This window comes from Micromonospora sp. NPDC049836 (genome assembly GCF_044465125.1).
Lineage (GTDB): Bacteria > Actinomycetota > Actinomycetes > Mycobacteriales > Micromonosporaceae > Micromonospora.
Genome location: NZ_JBITLH010000001.1, coordinates 753,955 through 773,240 on the forward strand (window position 1 = coordinate 753,955; position 19,286 = coordinate 773,240).

Genomic DNA, 19,286 nt, shown 5'->3' on the forward strand with positions numbered 1-19,286 from the left:
GGCAGGGTCCGTGGCAGTCCGCCACCGCCTCAATCGGGCCGCCGGACGGAATCCCCACGAGGTGGTCGAACGGGGCGGCGGATCACGGGCGGCCACACTAACGTGCCGCTAATGCGCATTCCACCTCTGCCTCAGGCATCGCTGGATCTCACCGGCGACAAGGCTGCGAAGCGAGCAGTCGGCAACCGTCCGGCGAACGTCACCGCACCCATCACGATCGACGCCTACAACCCCGAGTGGCCTGCCATGTTCGCCAAGGAGGAGGCCGTTGTCCGGGCTGCACTCGGTGCCAAGGCTCTTGCCGTCGAGCACGTCGGGTCGACCGCCGTGCCCGGGCTGGCGGCCAAGAATCGACTCGACATCGACCTCATCGTTGCCGACCCGGCAGACGAAGCCGCCTACGTGCCTCCGCTGGAGGCCGCCGGCTACGTCCTCCGCACCCGCGACCTTGACTGGTACGAGCACCGCTGCCTCTGGAACCACGACCACAGCGTGAATCTGCATGTTTTCGGCCCCGACTGCGATGAGTACCTGCGGCACCTGATCCTCCGGGACTGGCTTCGCACCCACCCCGAAGATCGCGATCGCTACGCGGCCGAGAAGCACCGAGTCGCCCGGGACCACCCGATGGACATGGCGCTCTACGTCCAGGGCAAGTCGGCGATCATCCTCGACATCCTCAAGCGCTGCGGGCTGCGCTGAACAGCGCCCCCCCTCCGTCAACCTCAGCGCGCTCATTGTGGGGGCACTGCGAGATGTACACGGGGAAGGCGAACGGCTCCAGGCCCTGCTCAAGTTGCCCGTGCTGCCGACCTCGGCACATGGAGATTTAGCAGCGGAACCACCCGACCCTCGGGCAAGGAGAACACCGGTTACCTCGGCTCGTGGTGCACGTGGCGGGGGGCGGGTCGCGGTGTCCCAATATTCAGACCCGGGATCACTCCGGGGACCTACCAGTGCCCGCCCCCCGTAGCCGCGCTGTCCCCGTGGGGTTGCTCTGACCGGCCAACTGCGGCGCACCGTAACAGGCGGTTGCGACATGAAAGTCCTGGGCCGGCGATTAGAAGAAGATCTCGGACGGGTGGTCACGCTAGCCTGCCCCTGGTCACGCAGTCTGTTGCTGTCTGGCCGTGTCGGCGTCTGCCGGCAGTCTCGGCTGTACAGATGGCTGTACGGGGAGGGGTTCGCTGATGACGCTCTCGGCGGAAGACAGGTTGGCGGTCCACGAGCTGATAGCTCTGCACGGGCATCTCATGGACGCCGGCGAACTCGACAGGATGGACGAGCTGTTCGCTGTCGACGTGGTGTACGACGTGACAGCCTTCGGAGCTGGCGAGCTGCACGGCTATGAGGCAATCAAGCAAGCAGCTCTAGCCCTCGGGGACAGGAACCCTGTGGGCCACCATGTCACGAACGTCTACGTAACCGAGGACGCGGACGGCACCGTCCGGGCTGTGTCGAAGGGGATTGGCATCAATTCCAACGGCTCGGCCGGCAGCGTGGTTTACGAGGACATCGTCCGTCGAGAGGCCGCAGGGTGGCGGATCGCATATCGGAAGGTGAAACCTCGACGGGCACCGCTGCATCCATGACTTCACCTGTCGTCTGCGAGGGCGGATCTCCTCGTCGGCGCGATCAGGTTCGTTCGGTGGCAAGGGGCGGTCCGGCCTGACGTATGCAAGATCGACGAGCTGGCCGCGCAAGTCGCCGGGAAGCCGCGGGACGCCTCGGTGTTCATTGCCCCAAACGGCGGGCCGCTGCGTAGCACCAACTTCCGCTGCCGGGTGTTGGCGGCGGCGGTCGGGGCGGGCCGGGCCGGGCTGACTCCGCACGACCTACGACACACGGCGGCAAGCCCGGCCGTGGCGTCGAGGGCCAACGTCAAGGCGGTGCAGCGGATGCTCGGACACGCCTCAGCGTCGATGAGCTGGACGTGTACGCGGGCCTGCTCGGTGACGGCCTGGACGCGGACGCCAACCGGCTGGACGAGGCGGTAGCGGCACCGCGACAAGGACTGTTCAAGGACTGGCACGGCCGGCAGCGAGCCTGTCGACCTTGGGAAACGGCGAAGCCCAGGTCGTTGACCTGGGCTTCTGTACCGAGCCGCCTGACGGAATCGAACCGTCGACCTACGCATTACGAGTGCGTCGCTCTAGCCGACTGAGCTAAGGCGGCAACGATCGTCAAGTGTACGGCACACCGCGCCGGCCGCCGAACGGGATCCCCCGCCCGCCCGATCCGGACATCGAGGAAGGTTCGGTACGTTCGCCGGAGAGCGGTTCCGATCGGCCCCGACTACCCTGCGGCGGGTGAGCGACGATCACGTACCGGCGGGGCGGCCGATTCCCGAGGCGCATGCCGGGGAGCGGGCCGGCCGGCGGCCGCGCAGCCTCGACCCGTTGGAGCTGGGCTTCACTCCGCGCAAGCCGGTGCCCTGGCTGGCGCCACTGCTGCTGATCAGCACCGGCCTGCGGACGCTGCTGGCGATGCTGTTCGGGGCGTACCTGGACAAGCGGGAGCTGCAGAACGCGTTCGACGACGCCACCTCCCGGCAGGTCGGGTCGGACGGCGGGCTCTGGTTGGACTACGTGGCCGACCTGGGCGACGGCTTCGACGCCACCTACTCGGTGGCGTACCTGCTGGCGCAGCCGGAGCTGACCGTCGACGGTCACCGGCTGCCGCGGGCGCAGACCCTGGTGATGGGGGGCGACCAGGTCTACCCGTCGGCCGCCTACGCGGCGTACGAGGACCGGTGCAAGGGGCCGTACCAGGCGGCGATGCCGCTGTCGCCGCCCGAGCGGCCGACGCTGTTCGCGGTGCCCGGCAACCACGACTGGTACGACGGCCTGACCGCCTTCCTGCGCCTGTTCGTCCGGTCCCGGGACCGGCACTTCGCCGGCTGGGGCACCGGGCAGTCCCGGTCGTACTTCGCGGTGGAACTGCCCGCCGGCTGGTGGCTGCTCGGCCTCGACGACCAGTCCGGCTCGTACCTGGACGACCCGCAGCTCACCTACTTCGACGAGGTGGCCCGGAAGCTGACCCCGCGCGACAAGATCATTCTGGCGGTACCGGCGCCCACCTGGGTCAAGGCCGCGGATCATCCGACGGCGTACGACTCGATCGACTATTTCATCCGTACGATCATCGCCCCCACCGGCGCCCAGGTACGGTTGCTGCTCTCCGGCGACCTGCACCACTACGCCCGGTACACCGGGCCGGAGCGGCAGCTGATCACCTGTGGGGGCGGCGGCGCCTACCTCTACCCGACGCATCAGCTGCCGGAGCGGCTGGAGGTGCCGCCGCGCGACACGCTGTCCCGCCGGGCCAGCCGCACCCGGGAGTACGCGCTGGCGGCGCGCTACCCGGACAAGGCCCGCTCGCGCCGCTACGGCTGGGGGATCTTCGCCCGGCTGCCGTTCCGGAACCCCGGTTTCACCACCCTGCTGGGCACTCTGCACACGCTGCTGATGCTGGCCATGGCCGGCGTAGCGGCGGACCACGCGGGCACCACGGAGCAGCGGCTGTTCAGCGTCCCGTTGGTGATCATGCTGCTGGTGACCCTGCTCGGGGCGGCATTCTTCGCCAAGCCGCCCAGCGCCGGCGGCAAGCGGCACGCCCGGCACTGGATCCTCGGCGTGGGCCACGGGCTGGCCCACGTGGCGCTGGCCGCCGCCGGCACCTGGCTCTGGCTGCGCCTGCCCTTCTACGACTGGCCGTGGCCACTGCCGGCGGTCGCCGCGGCGGTGCTGTACGGGCCGGTGATCGGCCTGGTCGCCAGCCAGTTGGTGGCGCTGTATCTGCTGGTGGCCGGGGCGTTCGGGGTGAACGTCAACGAGCTCTTCGCCGGGCAGGGCATCGAGGACTCGAAGGCGTTCCTGCGGCTGCGGATCGACCCGGACGGCACGCTGACCATCTACCCGATCGCGGTCGACAAGGTCGCCCACGCGTGGCAGCTCAACCCCGACCAGTCCCCCGAAGCCTCCTGGCTGACCCCCCGCCAGCCCCTGCACCCCCGCCTCGCCGAACCCCCCGTCGTCCTGCGCTGAAGCCCTCAGCCGCGTTGATCAAGGAGTTTGCGTCAGGAGCCGCGCGATGTCCGACGCGAACTCCTTGATCACCGGGACATGGGGCCTGGGCGCGGCGGGGTGGGGGGTTAGGGGGCGTAGCGCTGGTCGTGGGCTTGGCGGGAGCCGCAGACGTCGGCGCGGGAGCACATGGAGCGCGAGCCGTCGGCGTCCAGGCGCACAGTCACCGCGTCTCTCGGGACGCTGTGGCCGACCACCCGGCCCTCCCCCTCCGGCGTGGTGACGCGGCTGCCGATCGCCGGGGCGGACTCGGCAAATTTGGCGTACAGCGGATGCTCGTACTTCAGGCAGCACATCAGCCGACCGCACGCGCCGGAGATGCGCAGCGGGTTGAGCGGCAGGTCCTGGTCCTTGGCCATCCGGATGGTCACCGGCTCGAAGTCGTTGAGGAAGGTGGCGCAGCACAGGTCCCGACCGCAGGAGCCGATCCCGCCCTGCACCCGGGCCGAGTCACGGGCGGAGAGCTGCCGCAGCTCGACCCGGCAGTGCAGGGTCGCGCCCAGGTCGCGGACCAGGGAGCGGAAGTCCACCCGGTGCGGCGCGGTGAAGTAGATGGTGGTGCGGTCGCTGCCGGTCTCCGGCGTACCGAAGACGTGGTCGACCGCGACCACCTTCATCGGCAGCCCGTGCTCGCGGATCAGCCGCTTGGCCGCGACCTTGGCGTCCGCCTTGCGCCGGCGCAACTGCTCGTCGCGGCGCAGGTCGTCCGCCTCGGCCAGCCCGGCCAGTTTCGGGAAGCCGGCGGTGTTCTCGCTGACCCACTGGGCGGCCCAGACACACTCGGCCACCTCGGGACCCTCGTCCGTCGGCACCAGCACCTTGTCGCCCACCTGCGGGCGCAGCTCACCGGGATCCAGGTAGTAGAGGCGCCCGTACCGGTTGAAGCTGACCGCGCAGAGCATGCCCATGCCCACCACCCTACGACCTCGGCCGGGTCCCGGCCGGGTCGGCGGTCGCCAACCGGTCACCCGGCGCAGCGATTCACGAATGTCGACTCGACCGAACCGGTTCCGACCCGTCGGGCCGTTGCTCCTCGCCCGGACGGCTGAAACATGAACGAGCCGGAGGACAAACGGCCGCGGACCGCGTTGAGTGAAGCCAGACCTGCGGGGGGTGCAGGGGAAGGCCACGGCGTCGCCGCCGCGGTCCGGCCACGGCCGGCCCGGCGTGCGACGCCGTGGACCGTGTCCGGCCCGGTTCAGTGGCCGATCCGCGTGGTGCCGCCGTGCCGGTACGGGCCGGTGGCCTGCTCCCGCCAGGTCGTCTCCGCCAGGCTCGGGGCCCACTGGCGCAGCAGCGTCTCCGCCCCGTCGTAGGCCACGCCCAGCACGCCCAGCACCCGGACGGCGATCTCCGCCGCCGCGTGCGCCCCGAGGCGGCCGGTGTCCGCGCCGGCGCGGGTGGCGGCGTGCACGGTGACCGCCTCGGCCGAGCGCAGCACGTCGGCGAGCGCCCGGGCCAGGGTCAGCCGGCTGCCCTCGACCCAGTCGGCGAGGGCGTCGGCGTAGCCCGCGGTGGACTCCAGCCGCCCGACCAGGCTCTCCGGCCCCTCGTCGAGGTGGCGCAGCAGCGCGGCGCGGGCCTCGTCGTACGCCCCGGCGGCCGGCCCGGACCAGGCGACCGGGTCGGCGAGCATGGCGCAGGTGTCGTCGTACCCCCGGACGAGCCGGCGCACCGCGTGGCCGGCGCCGGTCAGCGGCGCCGGGTGCAGGTCGAGGAACTCGCGCACGGCCGCGCCGGGCAGCACCTGCATGCGGCGCAGCAACGGCCAGAGCCGGTGCCCCTCGGGCACCCCGGCGGCGAGCAGCGTGTCGACCCGGCCGAGCAGGTCGAGGCCGGGCTCGGCGAGCCGGTCCAGGGCGTCCATCAGGCCTCCCGCCGGAACCGGTGCCGGGCGGACTCGTCGGTCGCCGCGTACCGGTCGGCGGCGCTGCGCAGCGCGGCCGCGGCGGCGGCCAGCCGGGCCGCGGCGGCGGCCGCCTCGCGGGCCCGGTCGCCGGTGGCCGTGGTCCACTGCCGGTGCAGCGCCCGGCCGATCTCGCCGGGCCGGCCGGCGGCGTGCGCGCCGAAGGCCGGGTGGGCCGGGTCGGTGGCGGTCACCGTGCGGGACAGGGTGGCGAGGCTGGCGCCCGCCTCGTCGAGCCGGGCGGCCAGCACGCGAAGGGTCTCCATGTCAGGCTCCCGCCAGCGGCCGGTACGCCGCGAAGGTCTCGTTGTGCAGCTTCTCCCGCGCCCACTGGGCGGCGTCGGCCGCCGCGGTGACCGCGGCCTGCACCGAACCGGCGACGTCCCGGGGGTGGCGCTGGTGCAGCGGGCCGAGGAAACGCACGTCGGTGATCCGCCCGCCGGCGGTCACCACCACCTCGACCAGCCCGTCCGGCGACCGGACGGTGACCTCGACCGTCGCCACGGCCCGGTCGAACTCGGCCTGCAGGGTCTCGATGCGCCGGTAGCGGCGCACCGCCTCCTCGATCCAGGCCTCGTCGATCTCCCCCCGCGGCATCGGCGGCTCCTCCCGGCTGCTGGACGACGCCGCCGGCCTGCCGGCGGCGCTGCCCCTCACTGAGCGTGCCGCCACCGTCACCGCGGCACACCGGACCGTACCGCACCGCAATTGCGCGTGTCGATGCCCTGTGGACGGCGCGGGAACCGCGCCGAGCCCGCCCTCCGGGCGGCTCAGCCCCGCCAGAGGGCGAGCATCATCGCCTCCACCGCGATCCGCGGCTTGACGTTCGCCTCGATGGCCGCCCGGCACTCCAGCACGGCCTCCAGCCGGCGCAGCGACCCGTCGGCGGCCCACTTCTCGGCCCCGGCGCCGGCCACCGCGGCGGTGTCCGTGTGCACCGGCGCGACCGGGGCCCGCAGCGCCATGGTCAGCGCGTCCCGGTAGAAGCCGGCCAGGTCGACCAGGGCCCGGTCGAGCGCGTCGCGCTGGGCCCGGGTGGCCCGCGACTTCTGCCGCTTCTCCAGGTCCTTGAGCTGGCCGGCGGCGCCCCGCATGGCGCCGGCCGCGCCCCGGCCGGTGCCACCGGCCCCGAGCGCCGTCTGCAGCGCGGACCTCTCGGCCTCGTCGAGTTCGGCGACCGACGCGGCGGCCTCCGCCTCGGCCGCCTCGATCAGCGCGGACGCCGCGTCGAACGCCGCGCCCACCCCGGTCAGCCGGCGCGGCACGGCGAGCACCGCCTCCCGGCGCTGCCGGGCCTCCGGGTCGCGGGCCAGCCGCCGGGCCCGCCCCACGTGTCCCTGCGCGGCCGCCGCGGCCCACCGGGCCAGGTCGGGCGCGATGCCGTCGCGGCGCACCAGCACCTCGGCCACCGCGTCGGCCGAGGGCTGCCGCAGCGGTACGACCCGGCAGCGCGACCGGATGGTCACCGAGACGTCGTCCGGGTGCACGGACGGGGCGCAGAGCAGGAAGACCGTCCGCGGTGGCGGCTCCTCGATCGCCTTGAGCAGCGCGTTGCCGGCCGCCTCGGTGAGCCGGTCGGCGTCCTCGATGATGACGACCTGCCAGCGCCCGCCGGACGGGGTGCTGGCCGCGCGGAGCACCAGCGCCCGCATCTCGCCGACCCCGATGGACAGCCCTTCGGGCACTACCAGCCGCACGTCGGCGTGGGTGCCGGTCAGCGTGGTGTGGCAGCCGGGGCACTGGCCGCAGCCGGTGCCGTGCACGCACTGCAACGCGGCGGCGAACGCCCGGGCGGCCACCGAACGGCCGGAGCCGGGCGGCCCGGTGAAGATCCAGGCGTGGGTCATCCCGCCACCGGGGTCACCGCCGGCCGTCGGGTCCGCCGGTTCCGCGCCGGCGCGCAGCACGGCGGCGGCCGCGGCGGCGGCCCGCCGCAAGGTCGCCACGGCCTCGTCCTGACCGACCAGGTCGGCGAAGACGTCCACCGTCAAGGGGAGCGCTCCATCGTCACCAGCTCCGCGTCGGATAACTCGGGCTGGACCGTGGTGTCCGGGCCGTGGGCCGGGCGGGGATGCACGATGCCGGCCGGGTCGACCAGGAACTCGTCCACCCGCCGGGCCACCGCCTCGGCGATCTCGCCGACCGGGCGGGCGGCGTCGAGCACCAGGTACCGCTTGGGGTCGGCGGCGGCCAGGTCGAGGAAGGCGTACCGGACCCGCTCGTGGAACGCCAGCGACTCGGCCTCCAGCCGGTCGGCGTCCCGGCTGCGGGACTCGACCCGGGACAGCCCGGTGCGCGGCTCGACGTCCAGGAGCACCACCAGATCGGGCTTGAGCCCGCCGGTGGCCCACGAGGAGAGCCAGGAGACCTCCTCCACCGGCAGCGTACGGCCGGCGCCCTGGTAGGCCAGGGACGAGTCGACGTACCGGTCGCTGACCACGACGGCGCCCCGCACCAGCGCCGGCCGGACCACGGTGGCCACATGGTGCGCCCGGTCGGCGGCGTAGAGCAGCGCCTCGGCGCGCGGCGACGGGGCCTGGTCGCCGGACTTCTCCAGCACCAGCGAGCGGATCCGCTCGCCGACCCCGGTGGCGCCCGGCTCGCGGGTGACCACGACGTCCCGGCCCTGCTCGCGCAGCCGCTCGGCGAGCGCCGCGAGCTGGGTGGACTTGCCGGCGCCCTCGCCGCCCTCGAAGACCACGAAGAGGCCGGTGGAGACGAAGGGCTCGGCGGGCATCAGCGGGCGGCCCCGGATCGACCCCCAGAGGTCGGCCAGGACCGGCACGCCCTTCTTGTCGTCCATCTGACCGAACGCGCTGATCCCGGCGAAGATGCCGGCGGCGCCCGCGACGAGCAGCAGCAGGCGGGTCGAGGAGATGGAGATGCCCAGGTCGGCGATGGTGAGCTGGCGGGAGCCGCCGACCCCGACCAGGAGGCTGCTCAGCGCGATGGCCAGGATCAGCACCAGCCGGGTGCCGATCTGCACCACCGCGAAGACCCGGCCGCGCACCTCGTCGGCGACCTCGCCGCCGAGCAGCGTGGTGCCGGCCAGGAACGCCATGCCGGCGCCCGCGCCGACCAGGATCGCGCCGATGATGGCCATGGACAGGTGGATGGCGAAGGCGAGCACCAGCACCGAGGCGCTGGCCAGCACGATGCTCATGCCGAACCAGCGCCGCCGGGACATGTCCCGCACGATCATCGGCCCGAGCCCGATGCCGAGCGCCAGGCCCACGAAGATCGCGCCGAAGAGCAGCGAGAACGCGGCGTCACCGGCGCCGAGCGAGTTGGCGAAGAACTTGCCCGTGCCGACCACGATGCCGCCGCCGGCGAACGCGCCGAAGATGCCCAGCACCAGGCCGCGGACCAGCGGGGTCTGGCCGATGTATTTCCAGCCCTCGGAGAACTGGCGGAACATGCTCTGCTCGGTGCGCTCCGCCTCGCCGCGCTGGGCCTCGCTGATCTCCTTGATCCCGAACGCCACCACGAGCGCGGTGGCCAGCCGGGAGAGGGAGTTGAACCAGAGCGCGAGCTGCGCCGGCTGGGCCCAGTCGGGCAGGTTGCCGCCGACCGCGCCGGGCAGGCCGCGGGTCAGCACGGCCAGGGCGATGGCCGCGGCCACCGGGGTCAGGCCGTACGTGGTGATCAGGGTGAGCTGGTTCGCCACTTCCAGCCGGGTACGCGGGATGAGGTTGGGGACCGCGGCCTCCTTGGCCGGGATCCACAGCAACGTGATCGACTCGATCAGGAAGGTGGCGATCAGCGCCCAGCCGACCACCAGGCCGCCCGCGGCGCCGGTGAGCGCGTAGAGCGGGATCGAGGCGAACAGCACGAAGCGCAGCAGGTCGCAGACGACCATGGTCCACCGGCGGTCGAACCGGTCGGCGAAGACGCCCGCCACCGGGCCGAGCACCAGCGCCGGGAGCAGCCGGATGGCGGTCACGCCACCGAACGCGGCGCCCTGGGCGGTGCTGCCGGAGACCTGCGAGGCGGCGAAGAGCGCGGTGGCGAGCAGGCCGAGCCAGTCGCCGAAGGAGGCCGCGCTGAGCACGATCCACAGCCGGCGGAACGGCCGGATGCGCAGCACCGAGCGGATGGCGGCGGCACCGGACCGGTCGGTCTGGGCGCCGGGCGACGACACGCCGGACGACTCGCCGTTGTTCTGGCTTTCGATGGCCGTACCTCCACGTGCCGGCCCAGAGTTGGGCATCCCCGGTGGAACACTCTAGTCGCGCCCGGGATGCGCCCCCGGAGCGACATTCGCCTGCTCGCCGAGCCTAGGCCGCCGGGACCGTCGCCCGCAGCCCAGACAGACGCGAGGGTATTTCGCATTGTCCCTCAGACAGTTAGCGTGCAGACGTGGTCAGCGACAGCGACAAACTGCGCGATCGTCTCGAACGGGCGACCGCACACCTCGATCCGCCCTTCGCCGTGGTCGATCTCGCCGCCTTCGACGCCAACGCGGCGGCCCTGGTGGACCGGGCCGCCGGCAAGCCGGTCCGGGCCGCCAGCAAGTCGGTACGGGTCCGGGACCTGCTCACCCGGGCGCTGGACCGGCCCGGCTGGCACGGCGTGATGGCGTTCACCCTGCCCGAGGCGAACTGGCTGGTCCGCACCGGTGTCAGCACCGACGTGCTGGTCGCGTATCCGACAGCGGACCGGGGCGCGCTCGCCGCGCTGGCCGCCGAGCCGGCGCTCGCCGACGCGGTCACCCTGATGGTCGACGACCCCGCCCAACTCGACCTGATCGACCAGGTCTGCCCGCCGGGCCGCCGGCCCTCGCTGCGGCTCTGCGTCGACCTGGACGCCTCCTGGCGACCGCTGCGCGGACGGGTGCACGTCGGCGTGCGCCGCTCCCCGGTGCACAGCGCCCGGGCGGCCGGCGCGTTCGCCGCCGCCGTCGCCGCCCGGCCCGGCTTCCGGCTGGTCGGGCTGATGTCCTACGAGGCACAGATCGCCGGGCTCGGCGACGCCCCGCCCGGGCAGGCGATGCTGGGCACCGCGATCCGGGTCGCCCAGCGCGGGTCGTACCGGGAACTGCTGGCCCGGCGCGCGGCCGCGGTCGCCGCGGTACGCGAACACGCCGACCTGGAGTTCGTCAACGGCGGCGGCACCGGCAGCGTGGCCGCCACCAGCGCCGATCCCGCGGTCACCGAGGTCACCGCCGGTTCCGGCCTGTACGGGCCGACGCTCTTCGACGCGTACCGGGCCTGGCGGCCGACCCCGGCGGCGTACTTCGCCTGCGCGGTGGTCCGGCGGCCCGGGCCGGGACTGGCCACCGTGCTCGGCGGCGGCTGGATCGCCTCCGGCCCGGCCGCCGACAGCCGGTTGCCCCGCCCCTGCCTGCCGGCGGGGCTGAAGCTGCTCGGCGCCGAGGGGGCGGGCGAGGTGCAGACCCCGCTCGCCGGCCGGGCCGCGGACACACTCCGGGTCGGCGACCGGGTCTGGTTCCGCCACGCCAAGGCCGGTGAGCTGTGCGAACACGTCAACGAGGTGCACCTCGTCGAGGGTGACGCGGTGGTGGCCACCGCGCCGACCTACCGCGGCGAGGGGCACGCCTTCCTCTAGGGGCTCCGCCACCGCCGGCCGGGCCGCGTGGGTGTCGGCCGGCTCCCCGCACCGTGGGCCGGGCCGCACCGTGGGCCGGGCCGCACCGTGGGCCGGGCCGCACCGCCGTCGGCCGGGCCGCGTGGGTGTCGGCCGGCCCCCGCACATGGTGACGGCGGGCCCCGGCGCACCTCGGGAACCCGCCGCTCGTCGTTCTGCCCGGTCGCACCCGGGCGTCGCACCGGTCATCGCCGCCGGCCGCGGCCGGCGGTCTGCCGCTCAGCTCTGCTGGGCGACCTCGGTCCGGGCGTCCACCTGCCGGTGCAGGTACTCCCGGATCAGCGCCTTCGCCTCGACCAGCACCCGCTCGTCCCCCTCGGGCCGGCGGCGGAACGCCAGCTTGATCAGGGCGTCGGCCGCCTCGACCGCGACCTCGAGGTGGAACCGCAGGTCGGGTACGCCGGCCAGCCCGAAGCGCTCGGTGAGCACGCGGGCCAGTTGGTCCGCGATCACCCCATTGTTGTCCCGCTGCTCGTCGAGCAGGTGCAGGTCGACCACGTCGCCGAAGTGCAGGGTACGGAAGCCCGGGATCGTGCGGTGCATCGAGATGTACTCGTCGATCGCCGCGTCGACGCCGTCCCACCAGTAGGTCAGGTCGTCGGCGGAGAACCGCTCGTCGAGCCGCTGGAGGTAGGACTCCATCGTGCGCAGGGTCAGCGCCTGCACGATTGCCCGCTTGTCCGGAAAGAACTGGTAGACCGACCCGATCGCCACCTCGGCACGCTCGGCGAGCAGGGTCGTGGTCAGCCCCTCATACCCCACCTCGTCGACGAGCTCGGCACAGGCATCCAGCATTCGCTGGACCCGCGCGACACTTCGACCCTGCACCGGTACCCGGCGCAGCGGCCCGGTCGTGGCGGCTGGTGTGGACACTCGGCGCCACCCCCCTTCGACGGATGAACATATCTGCACGTCACCAGACTGTGACTACCGGTACAACGAGCGGGCAACGATTGCGGTATTTACCAGGTACAACGTTCCTGATATGAAGTCAGTTCATATTCACCTCGAGGAGCGCCATGTCGGCAACCCCAGCCGCCTGGTCCAACTGGGCCGGCAACCAGAGCAGCACCGCCGCCCTCGTCGTCCGCCCCCGCACCGTCGAGGAGGTGGCCACGGCGGTCCGGGCCGCCGCCGACGCCGGCCGGACGATCCGGGCGGTGGGCAGCGGCCACTCGTTCACCGCGACGGCCGTGACCGACGGACACCGGCTCGACCTCGCCGACCTGGACACCGGCGTCCACGTCGACACCGCCCGCCGCCTGGTCACCGTGCCCGCCGGGATGACCCTGCACACCCTGAACGAGCTGCTCGCCTCGCACGGACTCGCCCTACCCAATCTCGGCGACATCGACGCGCAGACGGTAGCCGGGGCGCTCTCCACCGGCACCCACGGCACCGGGGCGAAGCTCGGCTGCCTCTCCACCTTCGTGGTGGGACTGACCCTGGTCACCGGCACCGGCGAGGTGCTGCGCTGCTCCGCCGACGAGCACCCGGACGTCTTCGCCGCCGCCCGGGTCGGGCTCGGCGCGGTCGGCGTGCTGGTCGAGCTGACCCTGCGCTGCGTCGACGCGTTCACCCTGCGGGCCCACGAGCGACCGGCCCCGCTGGACGCGGTCCTGGCCGACCTGCCGTCCCTCGTCCCGGCCCACGACCACGTCGAGTTCTACTGGTTCCCGTACACCGCCCGGGTGCAGGTCAAGACCAACGACCGGGTACCCGCCGACGACCGGCCGCTGCCCCGCTGGCGCGGCTGGCTGGACGACGAGTTCCTGGCCAACACCGTCTTCGCCGGCGCCTGCCGGCTCGGCCGGGCCGTCCCGGCGCTGGCACCCGGGATCAGCGCCGTCTCCGCCCGGGCGCTCACCGAACGCACCTACACCGGCCGCTCCGACCAGGTCTTCTGCACCCCGCGCCGGGTCCGCTTCGTGGAGATGGAGTACGGCCTGCCGCGCGCCGCGCTGCCCGAGGCGCTGACCGCGCTGCGGCGCATCGTCGACGGCCTGCCGTTCAAGGTGCTCTTCCCGGTGGAGGTGCGGTTCACCGCCGCCGACGACATCTGGCTCTCGCACGGCTACGGGCGGGACTCCGCGTACCTCGCCATCCACCAGTACGTCGGGATGCCCTACGAGCCGTACTTCCAGGCGTTCGAGAAGGTCGCCGCGGACCTGGGCGGCCGGCCGCACTGGGGCAAGCTGCACTGGCGCGACGCCGCGTCGCTCGCCCCCGCGTACCCGAGGTTCGCCGACTTCCTGTCGGTCCGGGACCGCCTCGACCCCCACCGCCGCTTCACCAACCCGTACCTCGCCCGCGTCCTCGGCTCCTGAAGATCTTGGTACGGATCCGCCCTTGGCGGGGCGTTTCCGTACCAAGATCTCGGCGGCTGTCCACAAGGGCTGCGCGACGGGCTGCGGTTCGGGTGGGGTGTGAGTGTGAAGATGCCGGCGGATGACGCGGGAGAACTGAGCTGGTTGCTCTTTCGCCAGGCTCGGGTGCTCGGCGCAGCGCAGGCTCGACGGTTCCTGTCCGAGAAGGCGATCCGGCACCGGGTCGCCAGCGGACGGTGGCGACAGGTGCACCGGAGCGTCTACGTCACCCATGATGGTCCCGTCGGTCCTGAGGAGCGGCGCTGGGTCGCGGTGCTGGCGGCAGGACCGGCCGCGACGTTGGGCGGGCTCACTGCGGCCCAGTGCTGGGGGCTCAGGCGCTATGAGAGCCACCTGATCCACCTGCTGTTACCGGCCCGGCACCAGCTGCGGGCACTACCGCCTGGGGTACGGGTCCACCGCACCACAGTGCTGTCCTCGGAAGACGTGCTCGCCGTCGGCCGACCCCGCCGGACCATGCCGGCCCGCTCGCTCGTCGACGCGGCGCAGTGGGCGGCAACCGACGAGGAGCACGATCGGTGATCGCGGCGGGTTTCCAGCAACGCCTGGTCCGGGGCGACGACCTGCACCGGGTGCTGCAACGCCTCCCCCGGGCACGCCGCCGTCGCCTGATCCTGGCGACCGCCACGGACGCGGCGGGCGGCGCCCACTCACTCGCCGAACTCGACTTCCTCGGTCTTGTCCGGCGGTCCGGGTTACCCGAACCGTCCCTGCAGGTCGTCCGGCGTGACGCCACCGGGCGGCGGCGCTACCTGGACGTCTGGTTCGAGCGGTGGCGGGTGCACGTCGAGATCGACGGCGGGCAGCACCTCGACCCGAGGGCCGCCTGGGCGGACATGCAGCGGCAGAACGACGTTTGGGCGGCCGGTGACCGGGTGCTCCGCTTCCCCGCCTGGGCCGTCCGCGAGGACCCCGCCCGCGTCATCGCCCAACTACGCGCCGCCCTGCGATCCGCCGGCTGGATCGGCTGAGATCTTGGTACGGACCCGCCCCTCCACGGGCGCTTCCGTACCAAGATCACTCCGTGGTCGAGGTTGCCTTCTTGGGGGCGGCCTTTTTGGCAGGGGTGGTCTTTTTGGTGGCGGTGGTGGACTTGGCGGCGGCGGTCTTCTTCGCTGCCGTCTTCTTCGCCGGGGCCGCCTTCTTCGCCGCCGCCTTCTTCGCCGGGGCCGCCTTCTTCTTCGGCGCCGGACCCTTCGCCCGCTTCTCGGCGAGCATTTCGGAGGCCTCCTCCAGGGTCAGCGCCTCCGGGGTCTGCGCGCGGCGCAGCGACGCGTTCGTCTCGCCGTCGGTCACGTACGGGCCGAACCGGCCGTCCTTGATCACCAGCGGCTTCTCGGTGAGCGGGTCGTTGCCCATCTCCCGCAGCGGCGGCGCCGCGGCCCGGCGCTGGCGGGCCTTCGGGGCGGCCAGCAGGGCGAGCGCCTCGTCCAGCGTGACGGTGAACATCTTGTCTTCCGAGTCCAGCGAGCGGAACTCGTCACCGCGCTTGACGTACGGGCCGTAGCGGCCGTTGTTGGCGAACACCTCGGCCCCGTCGGGCGCCACGCCGATCAGCCGGGGCAGGCTGAGCAGCTTCAACGCCTCGTCGAAGGTGAGCGTGTCCGGCGACTGCGAGCGCAGCAGCGAGGACTTCCGCTCGCCGCTGGCCACGTACGGGCCGAACCGGCCGGACTTGAGCACGATCGGCTCGCCGGTGGCCGGGTCGTCCCCGAGCTTGCGCTCGCCGCCACCGCCGAGGAACAGCTCGTGCACCTTCTCCGGGGTCAGCTCGTCGGGCGCCAGCCCTTCGGGGATCGGCGCCCGGTCGCCCTGGCCGCCGCCCTCCTCGCCCTCGCCGGTGGGCCCGGGCTGCTCGCCCGGCAGCGCCCGCTGCAGGTACGGCCCGTAGCGGCCGACCCGCACGACGACCTCGCGCCCGTCCTCGTCGGTGAAGAGCGGGATCGAGTTGACGCTGCGCGCGTCGATGTCGCTGAGGTTCTCGGTGACCAGCTTCTTCAGGCCACCGGCGTGGGCGATCGCCTGGTCGCCGGTGCCGTTGGTGCTGCCGAAGTAGAAGGAGGTGAGGAAGTCGACCGCGGCGTGGTCACCGCCGGCGATCTCGTCCAGCTCGTTCTCCATGCTGGCGGTGAAGTCGTAGTCGATCAGGCGCGGGTAGTGCCGCTCCATCAGCCCGATCACCGCGAACGCCAGGAACGACGGGATCATGGCCTGGCCGCGCTTCACCACGTAGCCGCGGTCCTGGATGGTCTGCATGATCGACGCGTACGTGGAGGGGCGGCCGATGCCCAGCTCCTCCAGCGCCTTGACCAGCGACGCCTCGGTGTAGCGGGCGGGCGGCTGGGTGTGGTGGCCCTGCGCGGCCAGCTCGTCGGCGGTCAGCGGCTGGTCCTTGACCAGCGTGGGCAGCCGCCGCTCGGCGTCCTCGGCCTCGGCGTTCTCGTCGTCGCTGGACTCGACGTACGCGCGCAGGAAGCCCGGGTCGGTGATGGTCTTGCCGGTCGCGCCGAAGTCGGCCTCCTCCTGGGCGGAGGAGACGGCGCGGATCCGCACCGAGACGCTGGAGCCGACCGCGTCGGTCATCTGCGAGGCGATGGTGCGCCGCCAGATCAGCTCGTAGAGCTTGAACTCCTCGGCGGAAAGCTCCTTGGCCACCTCGCCCGGGGTGCGGAAGTTATCCCCGGCGGGGCGGATCGCCTCGTGCGCCTCCTGCGCGTTCTTCACCTTGCCGGTGTAGCGGCGCGGCTCCGGCGGCACGCTGCGCTCGCCGTACAGCTCGACGATCTGCCGGCGGGCCGCCGAGATGGCGGTCTCCGACAGGTTCACCGAGTCGGTACGCATGTAGGTGATGTAGCCGTTCTCGTAGAGCCGCTGCGCGGTACGCATCGTCTGCTGCGACGACAACCGCAGCTTGCGGGCCGCCTCCTGCTGGAGGGTGGAGGTGATGAACGGCGCGTACGGCCGGCGGCGGTAGGGCTTCTCCTCGACCCGGGTGACGGTGAACGGCCGCCCCTCGAGGCGGGCGACGAGCCCGCGGGCCCCGCCGGAGTCCAGGTGCACCACGCCCGCGCCGGGCCGGACCCGGCCGGTGGTCGGCTCGAAGTCCTTGCCGGTGGCGATCCGGTCGCCGTTCAGCGCGATCAGGGTGGCGTTGAAGGTGCGCGGGCCCTCGCCCGGGTTCGCCACCGCCAGGGTGGCCAGGATGTCCCAGTACTCGGCGGTGCGGAAGGCCATCCGCTGCCGTTCCCGCTCCACCACGATCCGGGTCGCCACGGACTGCACCCGGCCCGCCGAGAGCTTCGGCATGACCTTCTTCCACAGCACCGGGGAGACCTCGTAGCCGTAGAGCCGGTCCAGGATGCGCCGGGCCTCCTGCGCGTCGACCAGGTCACGGTCGATCTCGCGCGGGTTGGCGACCGCGGCCTGGATGGCCGGCTTGGTGATCTCGTGGAAGACCATCCGCTTGACCGGCACCTTGGGCTTGAGGGTCTCCACCAGGTGCCAGGCGATCGCCTCGCCCTCGCGGTCCTCGTCCGTCGCCAGGAAGATCTCGTCGACCTCCTTGGCCAGCTTCACCAGCTTGCTGATCTGCTGCTTGCGGTCGGCGGAGACGACGTAGAGCGCGTGGAAGCCGTTGTCCACGTCCACGCCGAGCCGCGCCCACGGCTCACCCTTGTACTTGGCCGGCACGTCGGCGGCGTTGCGGGGCAGGTCGCGGACGTGACCGAAGCTGGCCTCCACGACATACCCCGGGCCGAGGTAGCCCGAGATCGTCTTGGCCTTCGCCGGCGACTCGACGATGACCAGACGGGTGGTTCCAGCGTTGCTCGGCACGTCTCTCTCCGACCTCACTCCTGCTCCATGCCCGTTTCCGGCCGTGTTGCACCGGCCGGCCCGTCGGCGGTCCGGATGTCCAACGTAACGCGCCGTCCGGCTCGCGGGTTTCGAGGGCGGCAAACGATCACTGGGTGGCGGCCACCGGTGACCGCCACCGGACGGCGCCACCGTACACCGTGGGTAGGGCACCGAGCGGGTGACTGTGACGATCACACGCCCCACGGCCGATCATCTTCGCGCCGTTTTCCCGGGCCGGCCACCGGCCGGAGGTGTCCGGGATCGGACAGCCGGTGCGATTGCGCCTGGCCCGGCCGGTCAGGCCGGCGGGCCGGGCCACTCGGCGGGCGGCGCCGCGGGCGGTCGGTCGCCGACCAGCTCCGCCAGCCGGGCCAACCGCCGTCGGCCGGCGATCCGGTACGCCGGGCCGCCCTCGCCCGGCTCCACGAACGCGCCGGGCAGGCCCACCGCGGCCAGCGCGGCCCGGACCGCCGGCCAGCAGTCCTCGTCGGCGGCGCCGAGCCGGAGCAGGAAGCCGGCCGGGTCGGCGGCCCCCGCGGCGGCCAGCCAGAGCCGCAGCCGCCGCCCGTTGAGGTGGAACCCGGCCGGGGGCCGCTTCACCGTGCCGCGCAGCAGCCAGGCCCGGGCCAGCGGGGCGAGCGTCGTCGCGTACGCGGTGCGGACCAGGTGCCGCCCGTCCTCGGCCGGCTCCCAGCTCGCCGGCACCCCGCGGGCGCCGAACTCGGCCACCAGCACGTGCACCCGCCAGGCGGCGTCCACCACCACGGAGATCCGGGCGGTGCCACCCATCCGCACCACCTCGCCCGGCCCGGCCAGCAGGCCGGCCAGATCGGGCAGGACCGGGTCGGCCGCCTCGGTGGAGAAGAGCGAGGGCTGCCGGACCGGATGCGGGGAAGGTGGCGTCAGCGACACTCCGGGACCTCGTCGAAGGCCTCTTTGAGCTCGGTCGAATTGAGCTGGCTGGTGTCCAGCGCGCTCGCGTCGTACTCCTTGTTGAGGGTGTCCACCGCGGCGCGGACGCCGGCGTAGAACGGTCCGGCCTGGCCGGTGTCCAGCTTGTCGATGGTGTCCCGGGCCCGGCCGTACGCGTCGCGCATCTTGCTCAGCGAGGCGCGGAAGCCGGCGGAGATCTCCGCGCCGTGGTCGGTCTCCGGCACGCCGGCCTCCTCGACCTTGCGTCGGGCGGTCTCGCTGGCCTGCTCGGCCCCGGCGAAGAGCCGGACCAGGTTCTCCTTGGCCTGCGCCGGGGTGGTCTGCGCGGTCATCTGCTGCTGGGTGCTGCTGGTCAGCTTGTTGATCTCCGCGCGCCACGGGGTGAGCGCCTGGCAGACCGAGGTGGCCCAGGCCCGCGGGCTGGGGCCGCCGCAGCCGGCGACGAGGAGGCTGAGCGTGGCCAGGACCACCGTGAGCTTTCCGGCGGTTGCCGCCCGGCACGTACGCATGCGA

18 protein-coding genes and 1 tRNA gene are annotated in these 19,286 nt (G+C 73.0%); 8 read left to right on the forward strand and 11 right to left on the reverse strand.

From position 1 onward, the window contains the following. Nucleotides 1-111: 111 nt before the first annotated feature. The 3 genes from ACIBPB_RS03610 to ACIBPB_RS03620 all read left to right on the forward strand — a co-directional run bounded on the left by ACIBPB_RS03610 (nucleotide 112) and on the right by ACIBPB_RS03620 (nucleotide 1,997). Entirely contained in the window at nucleotides 112-702 is a 591-nt protein-coding gene (locus ACIBPB_RS03610; RefSeq protein ID WP_396838013.1) for a GrpB family protein, read from the forward strand. A gap of 488 nt (nucleotides 703-1,190) precedes the next feature. After that, complete coding sequence (locus ACIBPB_RS03615; protein ID WP_396838014.1) at nucleotides 1,191-1,592, forward strand: nuclear transport factor 2 family protein; 402 nt, start codon at nucleotides 1,191-1,193, stop codon at nucleotides 1,590-1,592. A 99-nt stretch (nucleotides 1,593-1,691) separates the two neighbouring features. Next, nucleotides 1,692-1,997 (forward strand): tyrosine-type recombinase/integrase, encoded by a 306-nt coding sequence (locus ACIBPB_RS03620; RefSeq protein WP_396838177.1) that lies wholly within the window; start codon nucleotides 1,692-1,694, stop codon nucleotides 1,995-1,997. A 104-nt stretch (nucleotides 1,998-2,101) separates the two neighbouring features. Here the strand turns inward: ACIBPB_RS03620 and ACIBPB_RS03625 are convergent. Next, a tRNA-Thr gene (locus ACIBPB_RS03625) sits at nucleotides 2,102-2,175 on the reverse strand. A 167-nt stretch (nucleotides 2,176-2,342) separates the two neighbouring features. On the opposite strand from ACIBPB_RS03625, the gene ACIBPB_RS03630 reads away from it, so the two are divergent. Continuing rightward, on the forward strand, nucleotides 2,343-4,046 hold the full coding sequence (locus tag ACIBPB_RS03630) for a metallophosphoesterase family protein (RefSeq protein ID WP_396838178.1): 1,704 nt from the start codon (nucleotides 2,343-2,345) through the stop codon (nucleotides 4,044-4,046). A gap of 107 nt (nucleotides 4,047-4,153) precedes the next feature. On the opposite strand, the gene ACIBPB_RS03635 is transcribed toward ACIBPB_RS03630, so the two are convergent. The 6 genes from ACIBPB_RS03635 to tmk form a co-directional block, all read right to left on the reverse strand. After that, nucleotides 4,154-4,993, reverse strand: a complete 840-nt coding sequence (locus tag ACIBPB_RS03635) for a stage 0 sporulation family protein (RefSeq protein WP_396838015.1) — start codon at nucleotides 4,991-4,993, stop codon at nucleotides 4,154-4,156. 290 nt (nucleotides 4,994-5,283) lie between these two features. Further along, nucleotides 5,284-5,952, reverse strand: a complete 669-nt coding sequence (locus ACIBPB_RS03640; RefSeq protein WP_396838016.1) for a hypothetical protein — start codon at nucleotides 5,950-5,952, stop codon at nucleotides 5,284-5,286. Beyond that, nucleotides 5,952-6,257, reverse strand: a complete 306-nt coding sequence (locus ACIBPB_RS03645; RefSeq protein ID WP_357309217.1) for a type VII secretion target — start codon at nucleotides 6,255-6,257, stop codon at nucleotides 5,952-5,954. Before ACIBPB_RS03645 ends, ACIBPB_RS03640 begins: the two co-directional genes overlap by 1 nt. Before the next feature lies 1 nt (nucleotide 6,258). Next, nucleotides 6,259-6,588 carry a YbaB/EbfC family nucleoid-associated protein gene (locus tag ACIBPB_RS03650; protein WP_046564890.1) on the reverse strand — a complete coding sequence of 110 codons (330 nt, stop codon included), beginning with the start codon at nucleotides 6,586-6,588 and terminating at the stop codon, nucleotides 6,259-6,261. Nucleotides 6,589-6,761: 173 nt separating this feature from the next. Then, nucleotides 6,762-7,982, reverse strand: coding sequence for a DNA polymerase III subunit delta' (locus ACIBPB_RS03655; protein ID WP_396838017.1), 1,221 nt, complete (start codon nucleotides 7,980-7,982; stop codon nucleotides 6,762-6,764). Continuing rightward, the gene (gene tmk / locus ACIBPB_RS03660; protein ID WP_396838018.1) at nucleotides 7,979-10,132 is read right to left on the reverse strand and encodes a dTMP kinase; all 2,154 of its coding nucleotides are present in this window, start codon (nucleotides 10,130-10,132) and stop codon (nucleotides 7,979-7,981) included. Before tmk ends, ACIBPB_RS03655 begins: the two co-directional genes overlap by 4 nt. A 218-nt stretch (nucleotides 10,133-10,350) precedes the next feature. Between tmk and ACIBPB_RS03665 the strand changes: the two genes are divergently transcribed. After that, nucleotides 10,351-11,559 (forward strand): alanine racemase, encoded by a 1,209-nt coding sequence (locus ACIBPB_RS03665; protein ID WP_396838019.1) that lies wholly within the window; start codon nucleotides 10,351-10,353, stop codon nucleotides 11,557-11,559. A 258-nt stretch (nucleotides 11,560-11,817) separates the two neighbouring features. Here ACIBPB_RS03665 and ACIBPB_RS03670 read toward each other — a convergent pair whose 3' ends face one another. Continuing rightward, on the reverse strand, nucleotides 11,818-12,393 hold the full coding sequence (locus ACIBPB_RS03670) for a TetR family transcriptional regulator (RefSeq protein ID WP_396838179.1): 576 nt from the start codon (nucleotides 12,391-12,393) through the stop codon (nucleotides 11,818-11,820). A 224-nt stretch (nucleotides 12,394-12,617) separates the two neighbouring features. Between ACIBPB_RS03670 and ACIBPB_RS03675 the strand changes: the two genes are divergently transcribed. The 3 genes from ACIBPB_RS03675 to ACIBPB_RS03685 all read left to right on the forward strand — a co-directional run bounded on the left by ACIBPB_RS03675 (nucleotide 12,618) and on the right by ACIBPB_RS03685 (nucleotide 14,956). Beyond that, a complete protein-coding gene (locus tag ACIBPB_RS03675; protein WP_396838020.1) occupies nucleotides 12,618-13,925 on the forward strand; it encodes a D-arabinono-1,4-lactone oxidase in 1,308 nt (435 codons plus the stop codon). 105 nt (nucleotides 13,926-14,030) lie between these two features. After that, nucleotides 14,031-14,507, forward strand: a complete 477-nt coding sequence (locus ACIBPB_RS03680; protein ID WP_396838021.1) for a hypothetical protein — start codon at nucleotides 14,031-14,033, stop codon at nucleotides 14,505-14,507. Next, nucleotides 14,504-14,956 (forward strand): DUF559 domain-containing protein, encoded by a 453-nt coding sequence (locus tag ACIBPB_RS03685; protein WP_396838022.1) that lies wholly within the window; start codon nucleotides 14,504-14,506, stop codon nucleotides 14,954-14,956. Before ACIBPB_RS03680 ends, ACIBPB_RS03685 begins: the two co-directional genes overlap by 4 nt. A 46-nt stretch (nucleotides 14,957-15,002) precedes the next feature. Here the strand turns inward: ACIBPB_RS03685 and topA are convergent, their stop codons facing one another. The 3 genes from topA to ACIBPB_RS03700 form a co-directional block, all read right to left on the reverse strand. Further along, a complete protein-coding gene (gene topA, locus ACIBPB_RS03690) occupies nucleotides 15,003-17,819 on the reverse strand; it encodes a type I DNA topoisomerase (RefSeq protein ID WP_396838180.1) in 2,817 nt (938 codons plus the stop codon). A 318-nt stretch (nucleotides 17,820-18,137) separates the two neighbouring features. Next, nucleotides 18,138-18,752: a hypothetical protein gene (locus tag ACIBPB_RS03695; RefSeq protein WP_396838023.1), complete on the reverse strand. Its 615-nt coding sequence runs from the start codon at nucleotides 18,750-18,752 to the stop codon at nucleotides 18,138-18,140. Further along, nucleotides 18,743-19,282: a hypothetical protein gene (locus ACIBPB_RS03700; RefSeq protein ID WP_396838024.1), complete on the reverse strand. Its 540-nt coding sequence runs from the start codon at nucleotides 19,280-19,282 to the stop codon at nucleotides 18,743-18,745. Before ACIBPB_RS03700 ends, ACIBPB_RS03695 begins: the two co-directional genes overlap by 10 nt. Nucleotides 19,283-19,286: the final 4 nt, after the last annotated feature.